Source organism: Paenibacillus thailandensis (assembly GCF_042685365.1).
Lineage (GTDB): Bacteria > Bacillota > Bacilli > Paenibacillales > Paenibacillaceae > Paenibacillus_AP > Paenibacillus_AP thailandensis.
The window spans coordinates 35,511-53,893 of sequence record NZ_JBHUMY010000012.1; the positions used below are offsets into that span (position 1 = coordinate 35,511).

General features: G+C 55.4%; 14 protein-coding genes. All 14 read right to left on the minus strand.

Annotation, left to right across the window (positions count from 1 at the left end):
• Positions 1–24: 24 nt before the first annotated feature.
• The 14 genes from ACFSW5_RS11625 to proS all read right to left on the minus strand — a co-directional run bounded on the left by ACFSW5_RS11625 (position 25) and on the right by proS (position 18,381).
• Positions 25–1,026 carry a polysaccharide deacetylase family protein gene (locus ACFSW5_RS11625; protein WP_379273022.1) on the minus strand — a complete coding sequence of 334 codons (1,002 nt, stop codon included), beginning with the start codon at positions 1,024–1,026 and terminating at the stop codon, positions 25–27.
• A 231-nt stretch (positions 1,027–1,257) separates the two neighbouring features.
• Entirely contained in the window at positions 1,258–3,366 is a 2,109-nt protein-coding gene (gene pnp / locus ACFSW5_RS11630; protein WP_379273024.1) for a polyribonucleotide nucleotidyltransferase, read from the minus strand.
• A gap of 187 nt (positions 3,367–3,553) precedes the next feature.
• On the minus strand, positions 3,554–3,823 hold the full coding sequence (gene rpsO / locus ACFSW5_RS11635) for a 30S ribosomal protein S15 (RefSeq protein WP_379273028.1): 270 nt from the start codon (positions 3,821–3,823) through the stop codon (positions 3,554–3,556).
• A gap of 149 nt (positions 3,824–3,972) precedes the next feature.
• Positions 3,973–4,923: a bifunctional riboflavin kinase/FAD synthetase gene (locus tag ACFSW5_RS11640; RefSeq protein ID WP_379273030.1), complete on the minus strand. Its 951-nt coding sequence runs from the start codon at positions 4,921–4,923 to the stop codon at positions 3,973–3,975.
• 43 nt (positions 4,924–4,966) lie between these two features.
• Positions 4,967–5,869, minus strand: coding sequence for a tRNA pseudouridine(55) synthase TruB (gene truB / locus ACFSW5_RS11645; RefSeq protein ID WP_379273032.1), 903 nt, complete (start codon positions 5,867–5,869; stop codon positions 4,967–4,969).
• Positions 5,870–5,872: 3 nt separating this feature from the next.
• Positions 5,873–6,859 carry a DHH family phosphoesterase gene (locus tag ACFSW5_RS11650; protein ID WP_379273034.1) on the minus strand — a complete coding sequence of 329 codons (987 nt, stop codon included), beginning with the start codon at positions 6,857–6,859 and terminating at the stop codon, positions 5,873–5,875.
• Positions 6,856–7,212, minus strand: a complete 357-nt coding sequence (rbfA, locus tag ACFSW5_RS11655) for a 30S ribosome-binding factor RbfA (RefSeq protein ID WP_379273036.1) — start codon at positions 7,210–7,212, stop codon at positions 6,856–6,858. Before rbfA ends, ACFSW5_RS11650 begins: the two co-directional genes overlap by 4 nt.
• A gap of 8 nt (positions 7,213–7,220) precedes the next feature.
• Positions 7,221–9,854: a translation initiation factor IF-2 gene (infB, locus tag ACFSW5_RS11660; RefSeq protein WP_379273873.1), complete on the minus strand. Its 2,634-nt coding sequence runs from the start codon at positions 9,852–9,854 to the stop codon at positions 7,221–7,223.
• 76 nt (positions 9,855–9,930) lie between these two features.
• Positions 9,931–10,251: a L7Ae/L30e/S12e/Gadd45 family ribosomal protein gene (locus tag ACFSW5_RS11665; protein ID WP_379273038.1), complete on the minus strand. Its 321-nt coding sequence runs from the start codon at positions 10,249–10,251 to the stop codon at positions 9,931–9,933.
• Positions 10,235–10,549, minus strand: coding sequence for an RNase P modulator RnpM (gene rnpM / locus ACFSW5_RS11670; RefSeq protein WP_379273040.1), 315 nt, complete (start codon positions 10,547–10,549; stop codon positions 10,235–10,237). Before rnpM ends, ACFSW5_RS11665 begins: the two co-directional genes overlap by 17 nt.
• 162 nt (positions 10,550–10,711) lie before the next feature.
• Complete coding sequence (gene nusA, locus ACFSW5_RS11675; RefSeq protein WP_379273043.1) at positions 10,712–11,809, minus strand: transcription termination factor NusA; 1,098 nt, start codon at positions 11,807–11,809, stop codon at positions 10,712–10,714.
• A gap of 53 nt (positions 11,810–11,862) precedes the next feature.
• Positions 11,863–12,324, minus strand: a complete 462-nt coding sequence (gene rimP / locus ACFSW5_RS11680) for a ribosome maturation factor RimP (protein WP_379273045.1) — start codon at positions 12,322–12,324, stop codon at positions 11,863–11,865.
• A 178-nt stretch (positions 12,325–12,502) separates the two neighbouring features.
• Positions 12,503–16,813, minus strand: a complete 4,311-nt coding sequence (locus tag ACFSW5_RS11685; protein WP_379273047.1) for a PolC-type DNA polymerase III — start codon at positions 16,811–16,813, stop codon at positions 12,503–12,505.
• Positions 16,814–16,932: 119 nt separating this feature from the next.
• Positions 16,933–18,381 carry a proline--tRNA ligase gene (gene proS / locus ACFSW5_RS11690; protein ID WP_379273050.1) on the minus strand — a complete coding sequence of 483 codons (1,449 nt, stop codon included), beginning with the start codon at positions 18,379–18,381 and terminating at the stop codon, positions 16,933–16,935.
• Positions 18,382–18,383 lie beyond the last annotated feature (2 nt).

The following is an 18,383-nucleotide window of genomic DNA, read 5'->3' on the forward strand; positions in this document are numbered from 1 at the left end:
ACACGAATAAGTACAACTATAACACTATTGCAAGCCGCTCTCAACTGGCGAAGGAACTCTGGCCGAAGATAAAACGTCGCTGACGGTACCGATGGCATACCCTTTCGCTTTGGCGGCGGCAATCATTCCCGGCAGCGCATCCCGCGACGATTTGGTCGGATGCATAAGGATAAGGGCGCCGGGCTCAAGCTTGGAGGCGATTTTGTCGACGACCGTTTGCGGCGGCGGCTGCTTCCAGTCGACCGTGTCGAGGGTCCACAATACGGTTTTGAGACGCTGCTCCGCAGCAATTTGCACTGTAGTCTGGTTGAAATCGCCGGAGGGGGGAGCGAACCATTTGTTGGACACATTTAACGTCGACCGGAGCAGCTCTTCCGTTTTTTCGATCTGCTTATAGGCGTCCGCGCGGCTAAGCTGGCTCATATTCGGATGCGAGTAGGCGTGGTTCGACATTTCGTGTCCCCGCTCTTGGATTTTTTTCGCCATATCCGGATATTTGCGCAGCCACGAGCCGTCCAGAAAAAAGGTCGATTTGACGTTCTCGCGGTCGAGCGTTTCGAGGATGGGCTCAATATATTCGTTGCCCCATGCGACATTGATCATAAAGGAAATCATTTTTTTGTTAGGGTTTCCTTTATAAATGGGAAGCGGGCCCAGATCGTCCAGCGAGATTTGCGGCTCTACTTCCTTATATACATAGCGTATATCGGTAAGCGAGCCCTTCTTCAACGTTTGCTCGTACGTTTGCCGGACGTCAACTTCCAGACCGTTATAGCCGGGTATCGCTTTCCATACGCGGTCGATCCGCGCGTTGACGGGGGCGATCCGCCGCTTGACCGCTTCCTGCTCAATGACCGCGAGCAGTTTCTGCTTATCCGGCTCGGACCAGGCTGGCTGGCCTGCCGCCGGCAAGGCAACGACTGTTTTTACCGATTGGATGTAGCTTTTCATTCCGCCGTTCAGTAGGACAAGCAGCAGCACGGCAACCGCCGTGGCCGCCGCAACGAGCGCCGTACGAATTCGCATCTCTATCCCGCCTTCTTCCGTTTTGCCCGTTTCGCCGCAATCGCTTTTACCGGCGCGGACAACTTTGTTTTATGTGTATGGAGAGCAGGACGAGATTATGCGCAACAAAAAAAGAGACAGATGTAATCTGACTCTTCTTCTCGGTTTTATGGTAGGGGCTATCCCCCAAAAAGCGAAGTAAGCTTCGAAGCTTGCTCCGCTTCCTATACGGGCCCCCGCCTTCGCCGAAGCTTAGGACTTGGCGGGCGCCTGATCTTGCTGGGCCAATACGGCTTTACGGGAGAGATTGATTCGGCCCTGCTGGTCGATTTCCGTAACTTTGACCGTAATTTGATCGCCGATGTTGACCACGTCTTCCGTCTTGGCTACGCGTTCGTTGGCAAGCTGGGAAATGTGCACGAGACCGTCCTTGTTCGGCAAAATTTCGACGAACGCGCCGAACTTTTCGATCCGCTTGACCGTTCCGACATAAATCTCGCCTACGACGACTTCCTTGACGATTCCTTCGATAATCGCTTTCGCGCGCTGGTTCATCTCTTCGTTGCTGGAAGCGATATACACCATGCCGTCCTGCTCGATATCGATTTTGACGCCGGTTTCTTCGATGATTTTGTTGATGATTTTGCCGCCTGCGCCGATTACGTCGCGGATTTTATCCGGATTGATGCGCAGCGTAATGATTTTCGGCGCGTATTTGGACAAGCTCGTGCGCGGCTGTTGAATGACCTCGAGCATCTTGTCCAAGATGAACATTCTTCCTTCGCGGGCTTGAGCCAACGCTTGCGTCAGAATGGCGCGGTCGATGCCGTCGATTTTGATGTCCATTTGAATGGCCGTAACGCCTTGTGCGGTGCCTGCCACTTTAAAGTCCATATCGCCGAGATGGTCTTCCATCCCTTGGATATCGGAAAGAATCGAGAAATGATCCCCGTCCTTGATCAGACCCATTGCGATACCGGCAACCGGAGCCTTGATCGGAACGCCCGCATCCATCATGGCCAGCGTGCTGGCGCAAATGCTTGCCTGCGACGTGGAGCCGTTCGATTCCAATACTTCGGATACGAGACGGATCGTATACGGGAACTCGGATTCCGACGGAATCACCTTGGACAGCGCGCGTTCGCCGAGAGCGCCATGACCGATCTCGCGGCGGCCCGGGGCGCGCAGCGGACGGGCTTCCCCTACGCTGAACGGCGGGAAGTTGTAATGGTGCATGAACCGTTTCGATTCTTCCAAATCGATGCCGTCCAAAATTTGAACGTCTCCAAGCGCGCCGAGCGTACATACGCTAAGCGCTTGCGTTTGCCCGCGCTGGAACAAGCCGGATCCGTGCGTCCGAGGCAGCAGGGCGATATCGCATTCGATCGGGCGAATTTCGTCCAGGGCTCGTCCGTCCGGACGGACTTTGTCGTGCGTGATGAGGCGGCGCACTTCTTCTTTGACAATGTCGTAAAGAATTTCTTTGACATCCGCAAGCAGTTCAGGCGTCTCCGCGTAAACTTGCTCGAAATGCTCGATCGCTTCCGCGTTGACCGCATCGATGGCGTCTTGGCGCGCATGCTTCTCCGGAATGCGGATCGCTTCGATAAGCTTCTCGGAGGCGAAAGCGCGGACGGCTGCATTGACGTCGCTGTCTACGGAATGAAGCACGACTTCCATCTTCTCTTTGCCTGCAACCGAATGCAGGTCGTTAATCGTGGCAACGATTTTTTTAATTTCCTCATGGCCGAACATGATCGCTTCCAGCATAACGTCTTCCGGAACTTCGTTCGCTTCGGCCTCGACCATCATGATCGCATTCGCGGTGCCTGCCACGACGAGGTGGATGTCGGATTCCTTCTCTTGCTCCACCGTCGGGTTAATGATGAACTCGCCGTTAATGCGGCCGACGATAACGCCGCCGATCGGGCCGTTGAAAGGCACGTCGGAAATGGTCAGCGCTGCCGAGGTACCGATCATCGCGGCGATTTCGGGAGAGCAGTCTTGATCGACGCTCATGACCAGATTGGCGATTTGCACTTCGTTTCGGAAGCCTTCCGGAAACAGCGGACGAATCGGACGGTCCGTCAGACGGCTTGCCAGAATCGCCTTCTCGCTCGGACGGCCTTCACGCTTGATAAATCCGCCGGGGATTTTGCCGACCGCGTACAAACGTTCTTCATAGTTAACCGTCAGCGGGAAGAAGTCAAGATCTTTTGGAGCCGAAGATGCCGTGACGGTGCAAAGGATAACCGTCTCGCCGTAGCGGACCGTTACCGCAGCGTTAGCTTGCTTGGCCAGACGACCGGTTTCCAATACGAGCGGACGTCCTCCCAGCGTCATAGAAACGCTATGTGTCATTATGTATTCCCTCCTGTTCTATGTATCCATTCTTCAATAGCTTGTCTTTTTCCTTTAAAACGTAAAACAATCTAATACGGCGAATCGCACAACTCAATAAACGTCGCTATTACAAAAAGCAACCCGTTTCCGGCGTCCGGTACGCCCGGACAGCCAGATAACCAGGTTGCTTCTCGCTACGCATGTTTTAACGGCGAAGGCCGAGTTTTTCGATCAATGCGCTGTAACGTTGAACATCTTTGTTCTTCAGATAAGCGAGCAGCTTACGACGCTGACCAACCATCTTCAGAAGACCGCGGCGGGAGTGATGATCTTTCTTATGTTCCCGCAAATGCTCAGTCAAATTCACGATGTTTTCCGTCAGGATAGCGATTTGAACTTCCGGAGATCCCGTATCGCTCGCATGAGTCTTATGCGTTTCGATCAGTTCTTGTTTGCGTTCTTGCGTAATTGCCATCCTCGTTCACCTCCTGTTATCGTAATAATCGCCGACAGCCTCGCCTGAGCCGGTGAGAGCAATAGGCCAAGCCGCGGTTAAGCCGCCGCCGCGCCATGCGACAGCAACGTTAAGAATTATAGCATATCGGATCGTATAAAGTAAACTGCCTAACCGTTTAGCTCGAATCTCATTTTCGCCGTGGCCGAATCTTTATGGATCTGTTCGATCAATTCGTCCACGGACCCGAACTTGCGTTCCGATCGAATAAAGGAATGAAACCGGATTGTCAGCTGATCGCCGTAAATTTCGCGATGAAAGTCAAACAAATGCGCTTCCAGGGTCGTTTCGCCGCCCGGCGCTTTGAAGGTCGGCTTCTTGCCGAGGTTCATAACGCCGTAGAAGGACTTGCCGTTCCACTCGGCGGTTATCGCATATACGCCAAGCCGGGGCAGCACATATCGCTCTTGTATCTCGACGTTTGCCGTCGGATACCCGATCGTGCGGCCGCGTTTGTCTCCGTGCGCGACCACGCCCGTTACGCTGTACGGCCGTCCAAGCAGCAGCGCCGCCTCGTCGACGCGGCCTTCTTCAAGGGCTGCTCGAACTAACGTGCTGCTGACCTTGACGCCGCGTTCGCACAGCTGTTCGACGATTTCGACTTCGATTTCCGGGCGTCCCTCTTTGGTCAGAAGCTCGGGGGTCCCAAGCCCGCGATAGCCGAACGTAAAGTCAAAGCCGACCACGACATGCTTCGCTTGAAGCGGCCGGAGCACCTCGTCGATAAATTGCTCCGGCTTCACCGCAGCAAAGTTCAGGTCGAATTGTACGACCAACACGACATCGACTCCAAGCTCCTTGAACAAAGCCGTCTTGTCCCGAAGCGGAGTAAGGGCGCTGTAATAATGGTCGCCTTGTCCGAGAACCTCCTTGGGATGCGGGTGGAATGTCATGACCCCAGCCAACATGCCGTTCCGGCGCGCCGCTTCTACCGCCTTACGGATGACGTTCTGATGCCCGCGATGCACGCCGTCGAAATGGCCGACGGCCAACGACAACGGCTTGCCCTGCAAGGCCGGCGGAACGTTTGGAAGCGGATAGTTTAATGTAATAATGTCCAAGGTCCACACCTGCAATTCTTGAATGGCTTGCTCCGTTAAACTGTTATGAAAATACTTTTACCGGTCTTAGAGCACCCGTCCCATAATCGGCGCGGAAAATGCCGATAAAGCTGCCGTCGTCGGCATACAATACGGCATTCTCCCCGTCTTCAAGCCTGACGTTAAGGCGAGCGAGCGAAATTTTTTGCCCTTTAAGGCCTTTGTCGGCCACGGGACGAGGCGCTTCGATTCGTCTGAAGTGGGAAAGAGCCGCGTCGGCCGGAAGCAGCTGCTCCGCGAGCTTGCCCGCCTGTTGAAGCTCGGCAATCTGTTCGAGCGTCAAGCAATCGCTGCGCGTAAGTCCGCCGGACATCGTGCGGACAAGTTCCGCCATAGCCGCCGGAACGCCAAGCGCTTTGCCGATATCGACGCACAACGTTCGGATATACGTTCCTTTCGAGCATTCGACGTAAAATCGAATCCGCGGACGATCCGGTTCGAGTTCCGCTTCAAGCAGTCTAATGTCGTAAATTTCGACCTGACGCGGCTTGCGCTCTGCGGTCTTCCCCTCCCGCGCCAGCTCGTAAAGCCGCTTGCCGTCCACCTTTACGGCGGAATACATCGGGGGAACTTGGTCGATCGTTCCCTTAAATCCGTCCAGCACCCGCAGCAGCTGCTCTTCCTTGACATGAACGGCCGGCACTTCGTTCACGACGTTGCCGGTCATATCTTCGGTATCCGTCGATATGCCGAGCTGCAGCACCGCTTCGTACGCTTTCGGACGCTCCTGCAAATATTCGACTACCCGGGTAGCCCGGCCAAGGCATAACGGCAGCACGCCCGTTACCATCGGATCAAGCGTCCCGGCGTGTCCGATCCGTTTCAATTTCGTAATGCCCCGTACTTTAGCGACGACGTCATGGGAAGTCCACCCCGCCGGCTTCCATACGGCCAAAATACCGTCCATCCGTTAAATCAGCGCCTTTCTGACAGCTTCAAGCAGCCTCGGCATGGCATCGGCGACGGGGCCTTCCAGCGTGCAGCCGGCTGCTCTGACATGGCCTCCCCCGCCAAACGACTTCGCGATGCCGGCCACGTCCGCTTTGCCAGCCGAACGAAGACTCGCCTTAACGAAACCGTTCTCCGTCTCCTTGAACAAAATGCCCACCTCGACGCCGTCCACATTCAGAGCGTAATTCACAATGCCCTCCATATCCTCGGAAGTGGCGCCTGTCGACGGCAAATCCTCTTTCAAAATATACAGCCAGCCGATATTGCCGTCCTCGGTAAACTCAAGCCGGCTTAAGCTTAATTGAAGCAGCTTCAGCTTGGCCATGCTCATCTTCTCCAGCAAGCGGTCGGCGATTTGATAACCGGGAACCCCCACCGCGAGCATGCGGGAAGCAATGGCCATGACGTCCGGGCTCGTATTGGAATAGCGGAAGCCGCCGGTATCCGTCAACAACCCCGTATAGATGGCCGTCGCGCAATCGAGATCGATCGGAATGCCCGAGCGCTCGATCAAATCGAATAAAATTTGCACGGTGGCGGCGGCATCCGGTCGAATGACGTTTACACGGCCATATCCGTCATTGGTGGGATGATGGTCGATATTCAGCAGCTCCGCTCCGTCTTCAAATACTTGCGCAGCCTTTCCGATTCGGGAAAAATCGGCGCAATCGACGGAAATGACGGCGCTGAACTTCTCTTGCGGCGGATCGGAAAGATAACAGACGATATCGTCGTATCCCCACAAATAATGGAGCCGGCTTGGCGCGCGGTTCTCGTTGATGAGCACCGCCGATTTGCCGAGCTTCCGCAGCAGCCAGCCGACGACGGACGTCGAGCTGATGGCGTCGCCGTCGGGCTGCACATGGGAAACGACCGCAAAACGTTCGTGCTTCCGGATAAAATCAAGCGCGTCGTCCAACTGCCGCAAATAAGCCGCTTGCGTCATTCTTGGCCGTCCCCGCGGTTAATTTGGTCCAGAAGCGATTCGATCCGGCTGCCGTACTCGATGCTGCTGTCGAATTTGAAAATTAACTCCGGCGTATGGCGAAGCCGGATGCGCTTGCCAAGCTCGGACCGGATAAAGCCCGTTGCCCGAGCGAGCGCCTTTAACGTTTCTTCCTTCTGTTCTTCGCTTCCGAGCACGCTCAAAAACACGCGCGCTTGCGATAAATCGCTTGTCGCTTCGACCCCCGTTACGGTTATAAAACCGATGCGGGGATCTTTCAGCTCCGTTTGAATAATTTGGCTAAGCTCTTTTTTGATTTGCTCGCCGACGCGTCCTACGCGTACTTTCGCCATGCTTATTGTCACCTCTCAACCGATTCCAGCACAAACGCTTCAATAACGTCTCCTTCTTTGAAGTCGGAGTAGCCCTGCAGCGTAATGCCGCATTCGTAACCTTGCGCGACTTCCTTGGCATCGTCCTTGAACCGCTTAAGCGTATCGACCTTTCCTTCGTGTACAACGACGCCGCCGCGAATGACGCGCACTCCGGCATTTCTCGTCACTTTGCCGGAAGTAACCATACAGCCCGCAATCGCGCCGACTTTGCTGAGCTTGAATATGTTGCGCACTTCGGCCTGACCGATGACGACTTCCTTGAAGATCGGATCAAGCATACCCTTCATGGCCTGTTCGATCTCGTCAATTACGTTATAAATAATGTTGTGAAGCCGGATATCGACCTTCTCTTGCTCGGCCGTCGCCATCGCTTGCGGTTCCGGACGAACGTTGAAGCCGATGACGATCGCATTGGAAGCCGATGCCAGCGTAATGTCGGATTCCGTAATCGCGCCTACGCCGCTGTGAATGATTTTGACGCGCACGCCTTCGATGTCGATCTTGGCGAGCGAGCCTTTAAGCGCTTCGGCGGAGCCTTGCACGTCGGATTTGATGATGACGTTCAGATCCTTGATTTCGCCTTGCTTGATATGGTTGTACAGATCGTCCAGCGTGACGCGCGTATTGGCGCCAAGCTCCGATTGCCGCTGCTTCGTGGCGCGGCGCTCGGCGATCGCTCTTGCTTTCCGCTCGTCCTCGAACACCATGAACGGGTCGCCGGCTTGCGGCACTTCCGTCAAGCCCGTAATTTCGACCGGCGTGGACGGGCCCGCTTCTTTGATGCGGCGTCCCCGGTCGTTGACCATCGCCCGCACGCGTCCGAAGCAGTTGCCGGCAACGAAGGCGTCGCCGATCTTCAACGTGCCGTGCTGCACAAGCACGCGCGCGATCGGTCCTTTGCCTTTGTCGAGCTCCGCCTCGATAACGGTGCCGCGCGCCCGTTTGTCCGGGTTGGCTTTGTAGTCGTTAACCTCAGCCACGAGCAAAATCATCTCAAGCAGATCTTCCAGGCCGATTCGCTGCTTCGCCGATACGTTGACGAAGATGGTGTCTCCGCCCCACTCTTCCGGCACAAGCTCGTATTCCGTAAGCTCTTGCTTGATTTTGTCCGGATTCGCTTCCGGCTTGTCGATTTTGTTGACGGCCACGATGATCGGCACGCCGGCCGCTTTCGCGTGGTTAATCGCCTCGACCGTTTGCGGCATGACGCCGTCGTCGGCCGCGACGACGATAATCGTAATATCCGTTACCTGGGCGCCGCGCGCGCGCATCATCGTAAACGCTTCGTGGCCCGGGGTATCGAGGAACGTTATTTTCTTCTGGTTGATTTCGACTTGATACGCGCCGATATGCTGCGTAATACCCCCCGCTTCACCGCCGGTTACGTTCGTTTTGCGGATGGCGTCGAGCAGCGTCGTTTTGCCGTGGTCAACGTGACCCATAATCGTAACGACCGGCGGACGCGGCAGAAGATCCGCTTCGTCGTCCTTCTCTTCGTCCTTCTCGAAGTCGTCTTCCTCGACCGGGATTTTCACTTCGACTTCCGTACCGTACTCTTCCGCGATCAGCAGAATCGCGTCCATGTCGATTTCTTGGTTAATCGTAGCCATAATGCCAAGCGAAATCAGCTTCTTGATTACTTCCGAAGCATCCTTGTGCAGCAGCTTCGCCAAATCACCGACCGTCATCGTGCCGCGCACGATAATTTTCTTCGGCGTGTTGTCGATTTTTTCGCGGCGTTCCGGCTGCTGCTGGTTGCGGCCGCCTTTGCCCTTGCCGCCCTTGTTGTTCCGGAAATTGCCCGCGCCGCCGCGGCTGTCGTCGAAACGTTTCGAAGGGCCGTTATAATTCGATTTCTTGGCTCCGCCGTTGCGGGAACGATCAAAGCGGTCGTCGCCGCCGCGGCTCGGCGCTGCAGGCTTGGAATCGAATGTGCGGCTCGGCGCGGCGGCCGGCTGCGACTGCTGCGGACGCGGGTTTTGCTGGCCGCCTCCGCCCGTACGGGCTTGAGCTCCTTGATAGCCGGAGCGATTCGCGCCGCCTCCTTGTCCCCCGCGGCCTTGACCGCTTTGTCCGTCTCTATTGCGATTCTGGCCGCCTTGGCCTTGACCGCCTTGGTTGCGTCCTCCGCCTTGGCCGCCTTGACCGCCTTGCGGACGGCCCGCTTGGCCTTGACCGCGGTTTTGGCCGTTCGGGCGGTTGCCGGATGCCGTTCGATTTTGTCCTTGCCCTTGCCCTTGGCCGCCTTGACGTTCCTGGCGCTGAGCCTGGCCTTGTTTATGATCTTGGGATTGTGGTCGCTGTTCAGTTACACTTGTTTTTGGATGATTTGAATTCATAGGCACCTGTCTATCCTGTGTTAGATTTTTGTTTCCGTTCTGAGCCTGCTGTACGCCGCGTTCCTGCGGTTTGCCCGCAGGCTGGACCGCCGCGGATACGGCTGCATTCGACTCCTGCGCGCGCTTGGCGGCAGCTGAGGCTTTGATGTCGCGGAAGAAGCCTTCGACTTTAGAGACCATTTCGTTTTCCATTACGCTCATATGATTATTAACGGGCAGATTAAGCCGTTTAAGAATCGTTATAATTTCTTTACTGCTCATGTTGAGCGATTTGGCATATTCGTATACGCGCAATTTATCTTTATTGTCTTTGCTCTCCGGTTTATTGCTCAATATTTTACACCTCCGAATTTTGACTCAGATGTCCAGCAATCATTTGTCCAAACTTTGCGTCGGTGACCGCGAGCACAACTCGTTCTGATTTGCCGATTGCATTGCCTAGTTGAATGCGGTCAAAAGCCTCTTCAAGTTGTATGCCGTAAGTGCTGCATTTATCGCGGAATTTCTTCTTCGTGTTGTCGGAAGCGTCGCCGGCCAATATGACCAGCCGCGCCTCTCTCTTACGAACAGCCTTGAGCACGATTTCATCCCCGGATATGAGCTTCCCGGCGCGCATGGCCATCCCCAGCTGCTGCAAGGCTTTATTCGGTTTCGTCATCGGCACGCTCCTTGCTTGCCAGAAACTGGTCTTCCACTGCGATGAAATCCTGTTCAAGCTGATCGTATATGGCCGGATCAACCTGGAGCTTCAACGCGCGCTCGAAAGCTTTGGATTTCTTGGCCAGCTGAAAGCAGCGGACTTGGCCGCATAAATAGGCTCCTCGGCCGGATTTTTTGCCGGTTAAATCGATCAGAACCTGGTCTTCCGGCGTGCGGACGACCCGAATCAACTCTTTCTTAGGCTTCATTTCTTGACAAGCTACGCATTTGCGAAGCGGTATTTTTCTCGGTCTCACTGCATCCCCCTCCTCGCTCGTCGGCCAGGCTTAAGCCGCCGTTATTACCACATCGGAAAGTTTAAGTCCGGTAAAGGTTAGAGGAAGACGAACTTTCTCGGCGATACAAACATCCTCTTAACGCGGTCGCTCGTCTTCGAAGGACTCCGATGGCAGTTTTTCTCAATCGATAGAGACAGAGTCTTGATGCATAGCTCCGGTTAGCGATTTCGGCCGGCCGTATTCCTGCTCGGCCTGCGTCTCGCTCTTAATATCGATCTTCCAGCCCGTAAGCTTGGCGGCGAGACGGGCGTTTTGCCCTTTGATGCCGATCGCAAGGGACAGCTGATAATCCGGCACGATGACGCGGGCCATCTTCTCCTGCTCGAATACGATTACTTCCAGCACTTTGGACGGGCTAAGCGCGTTGGCGACATATTCCTCGATATTTTCCGACCAGCGGACGATATCGATCTTTTCGCCTTTCAGCTCGCCTACGATCGTTTGGACGCGCAAGCCTTTCTGGCCGACGCACGAACCGACCGGATCGACCTCGGGATTGCGCGAATAAACCGCGATCTTCGAACGGAAGCCCGCTTCCCTCGCAACCGAACGGATTTCCACAACGCCGTCGTAAATCTCCGGCACTTCCAGCTCGAACAGCCGCTTCAGCAAGCCCGGATGCGTGCGCGACAAAAAGATTTGCGGCCCTTTCGTCGTATTCTCCACCTTCGTAATGTAGGATTTGACGCGGTCCCCGTGCTTGAATTTATCGGTAGGCATCAGTTCGGTAAGCGGAAGAACGGCTTCGACTTTGCCGAGGTCGACGAACAGATTGCGCACGTCTTGGCGTTGAACGATGCCGGTAACGATATCTTCCTCTTTATCTATGAATGCGTTGTATATAAGTCCCCGCTCCGCTTCGCGGATGCGCTGCGTTACGACCTGCTTCGCCGTTTGAGCCGCAATGCGGCCGAAATCTCTCGGCGTAACTTCGATCTCGGCGATATCGTCAAGCTGGTAATGCGGGTTGATTTCCCTGGCCGCGTCCAGCGAAATCTCGAGGCGCGGATCGATCGGCTCGTCTACGACGGTTTTCCGTGCGTATACTTTGATGACGCCGGAGTGGCGGTTAATGTCGACGCGCACGTTCTGCGCCGTATTGAAGTTGCGTTTGTAGCTGGAGATCAGAGCCGCTTCGATCGCCTCGAGCAGCACATCCTTCGAAATGCCTTTCTCCCTTTCGATCTCCGACAGCGCCTCAATGAATTCCATACTCATAGGAATGGACTTCCCCCTATTCTGAATAATTAAACGTTGGTTGACTTCAGGAGCTAGAAAACGATCGCAAGCCTCGCACCGGCCACCTTGGCGTAAGGCACCGTCTGCTCTTTATTGCCCGTCCGAATCGTTAGCTGTTCGCCGTCGAACGCAAGCAGCTCGCCTTCAAATTCCTTTTCGCCGTTAACCGGCTCGTAAGTCGTTATATAGACATGCTTCCCGACAGCTTTCCGGACGTCGTCCGGTTTTTTGAGCGGGCGCTCGGCCCCCGGCGAAGACACTTCGAGGAAATAGTTTCCAGGAATAGGGTCGTTTTTGTCCAGCTGTTCGCTCAAATACTCGCTGATGCGGACGCATTCGTCGATATCGATGCCGTTCTCCTTGTCGACAAACACGCGCAGGAAATAACTGCTTCCTTCCTTCACGTATTCGATGTCGACGAGCTCAAAGCCGTTGTCGTCGAGAAACGGCTTGACCATTTCTTCTACGACGGATTTGATTTTAGACGTGTTCAAGTTGGCGTGACCTCCCGTTAGATGCATGCGAATAAAGCATAAAGGCCTATATCAAAACGGAGAGAGTGGGTTTCCCCACTCTCCTGATCGAAGGCCTTATCAACATCATTACCAAAAAAATTATATCATAACCATATTACAGTGACAAGGCAGGCGAATACAAAATGTAGCCGGCCGATTAGAACAGCGACAGCTGGTTCGATTCCGGCAAGCCGCGGAAGCAGCCCATTCCGTTAAGCACTTCGATGACCGTTTTGGTCGCTTTCGATTTCATTTGGAAATCCTCGATCGACAAAAACTCGCCTTCGTTCCGCGCCGCGGCGATGTTGCGCGCGGCGTTCTCGCCGATGCCGGCGATAGCCGAAAACGGCGGAATCAGCGAATCCCCGTCGACTTGGAATTTCGTCGCGTCCGAACGATAAAGGTCGATCGGCTTGAACGAGAAGCCGCGGGCGGTCATTTCAAGCGCCATCTCAAGCTGCGAAATACTTGCCTTTTCCTTCGGCGTCGCCGTGAAAGCTTTCTCTTCGATCTCGATCAGCCTGCGCAAAATCGCGTCGTAGCCTTGGCATAATATATCCAGATCGAAATCTTCGGCCCGTACCGTAAAGTACGTCGCATAAAATTCGATCGGGTAATACAGCTTGAAAAAGGCGGTACGCACCGCGGAGGTGACGTAAGCGGCGGCGTGCGCCTTCGGGAACATGTACTCGATGCGCAGACACGAATCGATATACCATTGCGGCACGTTGCACCGCTTCATCTCTTCGATCCACTCGGGCGTCAAGCCCCTGCCCTTCCGGACGCTTTCCGTAATTTTGAACGCAAGCCCCGCGTCCATGCCCGCTTTGTAGATCAAATAAAGCATAATGTCGTCGCGGCAGCCGATTACGGTTTTGATGTTGCACGTTCCGTTCTTGATGAGCTCCTGGGCGTTGCCCAGCCATACGCCCGTACCGTGCGACAGGCCGGATATTTGCAGCAGGTCGGCGAACGACGAAGGCTGCGTCTCCTGAAGCATCTGCCGCACGAACTTGGTGCCCATCTCCGGAACCCCGTAAGTGGCGACCGGCGTGCGGATTTGCTCCGGCGTCACGCCCAGCGCGGCCGTCGAGTTGAACAGGCTCATCACCTTCGGATCGTTCATCGGAATCGTCGTCGGGTCGACGCCCGTCAAATCCTGCAGCATCCGCATCATCGTCGGGTCATCGTGCCCCAGAATATCGAGCTTCAGCAAATTCGCTTCGAATGCATGGTAATCGAAATGCGTCGTTTTCCATTCGGCGTTTACGTCGTCGGCCGGATATTGCACCGGCGTAACGTCCTCGACCTCGATATAATCCGGGACAACGACGATGCCGCCGGGATGCTGGCCGGTGCTGCGCTTGACGCCGGTACAGCCGGCCGCCAGCCGGTTCAGCTCCGCGCCGCGCCATTTCTTGCCGTGATGCTCCTCGTATTTTTTGGCAAAGCCGTACGCGGTCTTCTCGGCGACGGTGCCGATCGTGCCGGCCCGGAACACGTTCTTCTCCCCGAACATGACCTTGGTGAAATTGTGTGCGGTCGGCTGGTATTCGCCCGAGAAGTTCAAGTCGATATCGGGAACTTTGTCGCCTTTGAAGCCAAGGAACGTTTCGAACGGAATGTCCTGGCCGTCGCCTTTCATCACATGGCCGCATTTCGGGCATTCCTTGTCCGGCAAGTCGAAGCCGCTTGGCACGCTGCCGTCGAGAAACCATTCGCTGTGGCGGCATTCCGTGTTGCGGCACAAATAGTGAGCCGGCAGCGGATTTACTTCGGAAATGCCGAGAAACGTCGCGACGACGGACGAACCGACCGAACCCCGCGAGCCTACGAGATAACCGTCCGCGTTCGACTTCTTCACGAGCTTCTCCGAGATGAGATAGTTGGCGCTGAAGCCGTATTTGATAATCGGCACAAGTTCTTTTTCCAGACGGTCGATAACGACCTGAGGCAAGTTCTCGCCGTACATTTGCTTCGCCGTCGAGTAGCAGGTGTTCCGGATTTCCTCTTCGGCGCCTTCGATAATCGGCGTAAACAGCTTGTCCGGGAACATTTCGAACGGCTCGAAGCGCTCGGCGAGCTTGTTCGTATTCGTGACGACCACTTCGAACGCCCGCGCTTCGCCGAGAAACGCGAACTCCTCGAGCATCTCATCGGTCGTGCGCAAATGCGCGTCCGGCTTCGTCTGCTCCTTCAGCGGGCTGAAGCCGGTGATGCCGTGAATCGTAATGTCGCGGAACACTTTGTCGCGCGGATTCAAATAATGAACGTTGCCGGTTGCGATGACCGGCTTGCCAAGCTCGTCCCCGATTTGGCAGACGCGGCGGAGCGCTTGCTCGATTTCGGCGCGGCTTCCGACCAATCCTTTTTCGACGAGATGCATATAGAAGCAAACCGGCTGGATTTCCAGCACGTCGTAATATTGGGCGACCTCCAGCGCTTCCTCGTACGACTTGTTCAGCACCGTTTCAAAAAACTCGCCTTTCTCGCAGCCCGATACGACCAGCAGGCCTTCCCGAAGCTCTTGCAGCTTGCTCTTCGGAATAATCGGCACCCGCTTGAAATATTCGGTATGGGATAAGGATACGAGCTTAAACAGATTTTTTTTGCCCGTCGCGTTAAGCGCATAGATGCAGCTGTGGAACGGCCTGATGTTGGACAAGTCGAGACCGGCATAATCGTTTAATTGATGAAGTCCGGTAATATTGCGGTCTGCAATGTCCTTCAGCAAGCCGAACAGCACATGCCCCAGCGCGATCGAGTCGTCGATGGCCCGGTGGTGATTTTCAAGACTTACTTTATATTTATCCGCCAGCGTGTTAAGCCGGTGGTTTTTGAGCGTCGGGAACAAAAATCTCGCCAGCTCCAGCGTGTCCAATACCGGGTTTTTCACTTCGGGCAGTCCCAGCTGCTTGCAGTTCGCCTGGATAAAGCCGATATCGAACCGGGCATTGTGGGCGACGAGCACCGCATCGCCGACAAAATCGAGAAATTGCTTCAGCATCGGCTCCAGCTCGGGAGCGTCTTTTACCATATCGTCCGTAATATTCGTGAGCTGCTGAATGTTGTACGGAATTTTCTCGTGCGGGTTGATGAACGTCGAGAAGCGGTCGATTTCTTTGCCTTCCCGCATTTTGACGCCGGCCAGCTCGATAATCTTGTTGTTGATGACGGACAAGCCGGTCGTTTCGATGTCGAATACGACGTATTCGGCGTCCGCCAGCTGCTGCTCGCGCGGATTGATGACCATCTGCACCGAATCGTTGATCAGGTTGGCTTCGAGTCCGAACAACACGTTGACGCCGTGTTTTTTGCCCGCCTTAAACGCTTCGGGATAGCAATGCACGTTGCCGTGGTCGGTGATCGCAATCGCTTTATGGCCCCATTTCGCGGCGGTTTTAACATAGACGTCCACAGGCGTAACCGCGTCCATCGTGCTCATCGTCGTATGAAGATGAAATTCGACCCGCTTTTCTTCCGCCTTGTCCTTGCGGTCGGGCGGCGCAATAACTTCGTGCAGGTCGTTCGGCATCATGACGAGCTCCGGCTCTTGCATGAAGCGGTCGTATTCGACGCGCCCGCGCGCTTTGATCCATTTGCCGTTCGACAGCTGGCTCAGCACTTTCACGTCTTCTTTGGTCTTGGCGAACATCTTCATCGCGATCGAATCGGAGAAGTCCGTCACGTTAAACGTAAACAACGTGCTGCCGTTCCGAAGCTCCTTCACTTCGAGCCCGAATACGGCGCCTTGCACGACGATCTTCTTCTCTTCCTCGCGTATGTTCATGATCGGGACCGGCTCTTCGCGAATGTCGTAGCCTACGGCAAGCCGAACCGGCTCTTCGTCCCCGTCATGGCCGGATGCCGCTTCGGCGGCCGCGCTCGCCATCATTTGCTGAATCGCTTCCCGTTCTTCCTGCTCGATCTTCTGGGCGAACTCCTCGTAAATTTCCCGCCGGGATTCGCCGACGGCAAGCTTGACCCGGCACGATCGCCCGAACCGGTCATGATAAAAGCGGGAAACTTCTTCGTCGATCCGCTTCTTGCGGGCCAGCTCCAGCCCCGTTGCATCCAGCATAGACAGCGTAATGTCCTGGCCTTCGGCCGCAATCGCGGCTTTGATCAGCCAGCCGTTGACGGAAGCGATCGTCCGCTGCGCCCATTCCAGAAACAATCCCCAATACTCCTCTACGATCGCCGAGGTCGGTATATGATCCTCGTAAATAAATTTAAACGACGTATCGGCGATATGGGCGAATTTTTGCCGGACGGCTTGCTCCAGCCCGTTTATGGCCTGTAAAGGCACCAAGGACGTTTTGCGTATGCAAAACGTCCATTCGCGGTTGCTTTTGCTGACCACAACTTGCTCGATATATCCGTCCTGAAAATAAGCTTCAATCAAATCGCGCGGAAGCTCCGCTTGCTTCAGCAGCAATTCGAACGTTTTCCGTTTATCCTTGCTCATCGCTTACTCCTCCCCATCGCGCAAACGTTGCAACTCGAGCGAAACGACCAGGTCGTCCCGCTCTTCAGGACGAACCGTTTCGGCGCGAACGCCGAATAGATCTTCGCGGCCTTAAGCGCTTAGTAAGCGCGGGCAAACACAACGGTATGTTCCGCATGTTCGCCGCAAACGAGACAAGCCGATTTCTTCTCCGCCGTCTCGAACGGAATGTTGCGGCTCGTTGCGCCCGTTTCTTCCTTGACTTGCTTCTCGCAAGCTTCGGAGCCGCACCAGCCGGCAAGCACGAAGCCCCGCTTCTGTTCAAGCGACGCCTTCATCTCGTCCAGCGTATCGACGGACTTCAAGTTTTCGTCGCGGAACCGCTTCGCTTTCTCGAACATCTCTTTCTGAATCTCGTCCAGCATCTTCTCGACTTCCTGGACCAGATTCGCTTGCTCGACGACCCGCTTCTCGCCGGAGACTCGGGAGACGAGCACGACGACTCCGTTCTCCATGTCGCGCGGACCGAGCTCAAGCCGCAGCGGAACGCCGCGCATTTCGTATTCGTTGAACTTCCAGCCCGGGCTAACGTCCGCACGATCGTCGACGCGCACGCGGATACCGGCTTTTTTCAGCTCGGCGTACAGCTCGTCCACGCGTCCGACCACCTGCTCGCGAGTCTTGGCCGGACCGATCGGAATCATGATCACTTGCGTCGGAGCGACTTTAGGCGGCAGCGCAAGCCCCCGGTCGTCGCCGTGCACCATAATGAGGGAGCCGATCAGGCGCGTGCTGGCGCCCCAAGACGTCGTATGTACGTATTGGAGCTGATTCTCCCGGTCGAGATACTTGATGTCGAACGCGACCGCAAAGTTCGTGCCGAGGTAATGGGAAGTACCCGCCTGGACGGCGCGGCCGTCCTTCATCATCGCTTCGATCGAATAGGTGTCGACGGCGCCCGCGAATTTCTCCGAAGGCGTCTTCTGTCCGACGATAACCGGAATAGCCAGAAAATCCTCGACGAAATCCCGGTATATTTCGAGCATGCGCATCGTTTCCTCGCGCGCTTCCGCTTCGTTCTCGTGCGCGGTATGGCCTTCCTGCCACAAAAATTCGCTCGTCCGAAGGAACGGCAGCGTACGCTTCTCCCAGCGAACGACATTCGCCCATTGATTGATCAGAACCGGCAGATCCCGGTACGATTGAATCCACTTCGCGTACATATGGCCGAACATCGTTTCCGAAGTCGGGCGCACCGCAAGCCGTTCTTCGAGCTTCTCGCCTGCGGCTTCCGTCACCCACGGCAGCTCGGGGTTAAAGCCTTCGACATGCTCCTTTTCCTTCTGAAAGAAGCTTTCCGGAATAAAAAGCGGGAAGTAGGCGTTCCGGTGGCCCGTTTCTTTAAAGCGGCGGTCCAGATCGCGCTGAATGTTTTCCCAAAGCTCATAGCCTTCCGGACGGAAGACGATGCAGCCGCGGACCGGCGAATAATCCATCAGCTCCGCTTTTTTGATGACGTCGATGTACCATCTCGAGAAATCTTCGCTTTGCGGCGTAATTTCCGTAACAAATTGTTTTTCCTTTGACATAA

What these genes read in the sequence shown, in the direction of transcription:
- ACFSW5_RS11625 (WP_379273022.1), bottom strand. Translation starts at nt 1,026, where the DNA reads ATGCGAATTCGTACGGCGCTCGTTGCGGCGGCCACGGCGGTTGCCGTG.
- pnp (WP_379273024.1), bottom strand. Translation starts at nt 3,366, where the DNA reads ATGACACATAGCGTTTCTATGACGCTGGGAGGACGTCCGCTCGTATTG.
- rpsO (WP_379273028.1), bottom strand. Translation starts at nt 3,823, where the DNA reads ATGGCAATTACGCAAGAACGCAAACAAGAACTGATCGAAACGCATAAG.
- truB (WP_379273032.1), bottom strand. Translation starts at nt 5,869, where the DNA reads ATGGACGGTATTTTGGCCGTATGGAAGCCGGCGGGGTGGACTTCCCAT.
- ACFSW5_RS11650 (WP_379273034.1), bottom strand. Translation starts at nt 6,859, where the DNA reads ATGACGCAAGCGGCTTATTTGCGGCAGTTGGACGACGCGCTTGATTTT.
- rbfA (WP_379273036.1), bottom strand. Translation starts at nt 7,212, where the DNA reads ATGGCGAAAGTACGCGTAGGACGCGTCGGCGAGCAAATCAAAAAAGAG.
- infB (WP_379273873.1), bottom strand. Translation starts at nt 9,854, where the DNA reads ATGAGCAGTAAAGAAATTATAACGATTCTTAAACGGCTTAATCTGCCC.
- ACFSW5_RS11665 (WP_379273038.1), bottom strand. Translation starts at nt 10,251, where the DNA reads ATGACGAAACCGAATAAAGCCTTGCAGCAGCTGGGGATGGCCATGCGC.
- nusA (WP_379273043.1), bottom strand. Translation starts at nt 11,809, where the DNA reads ATGAGTATGGAATTCATTGAGGCGCTGTCGGAGATCGAAAGGGAGAAA.
- ACFSW5_RS11685 (WP_379273047.1), bottom strand. Translation starts at nt 16,813, where the DNA reads ATGAGCAAGGATAAACGGAAAACGTTCGAATTGCTGCTGAAGCAAGCG.
- proS (WP_379273050.1), bottom strand. Translation starts at nt 18,381, where the DNA reads ATGTCAAAGGAAAAACAATTTGTTACGGAAATTACGCCGCAAAGCGAA.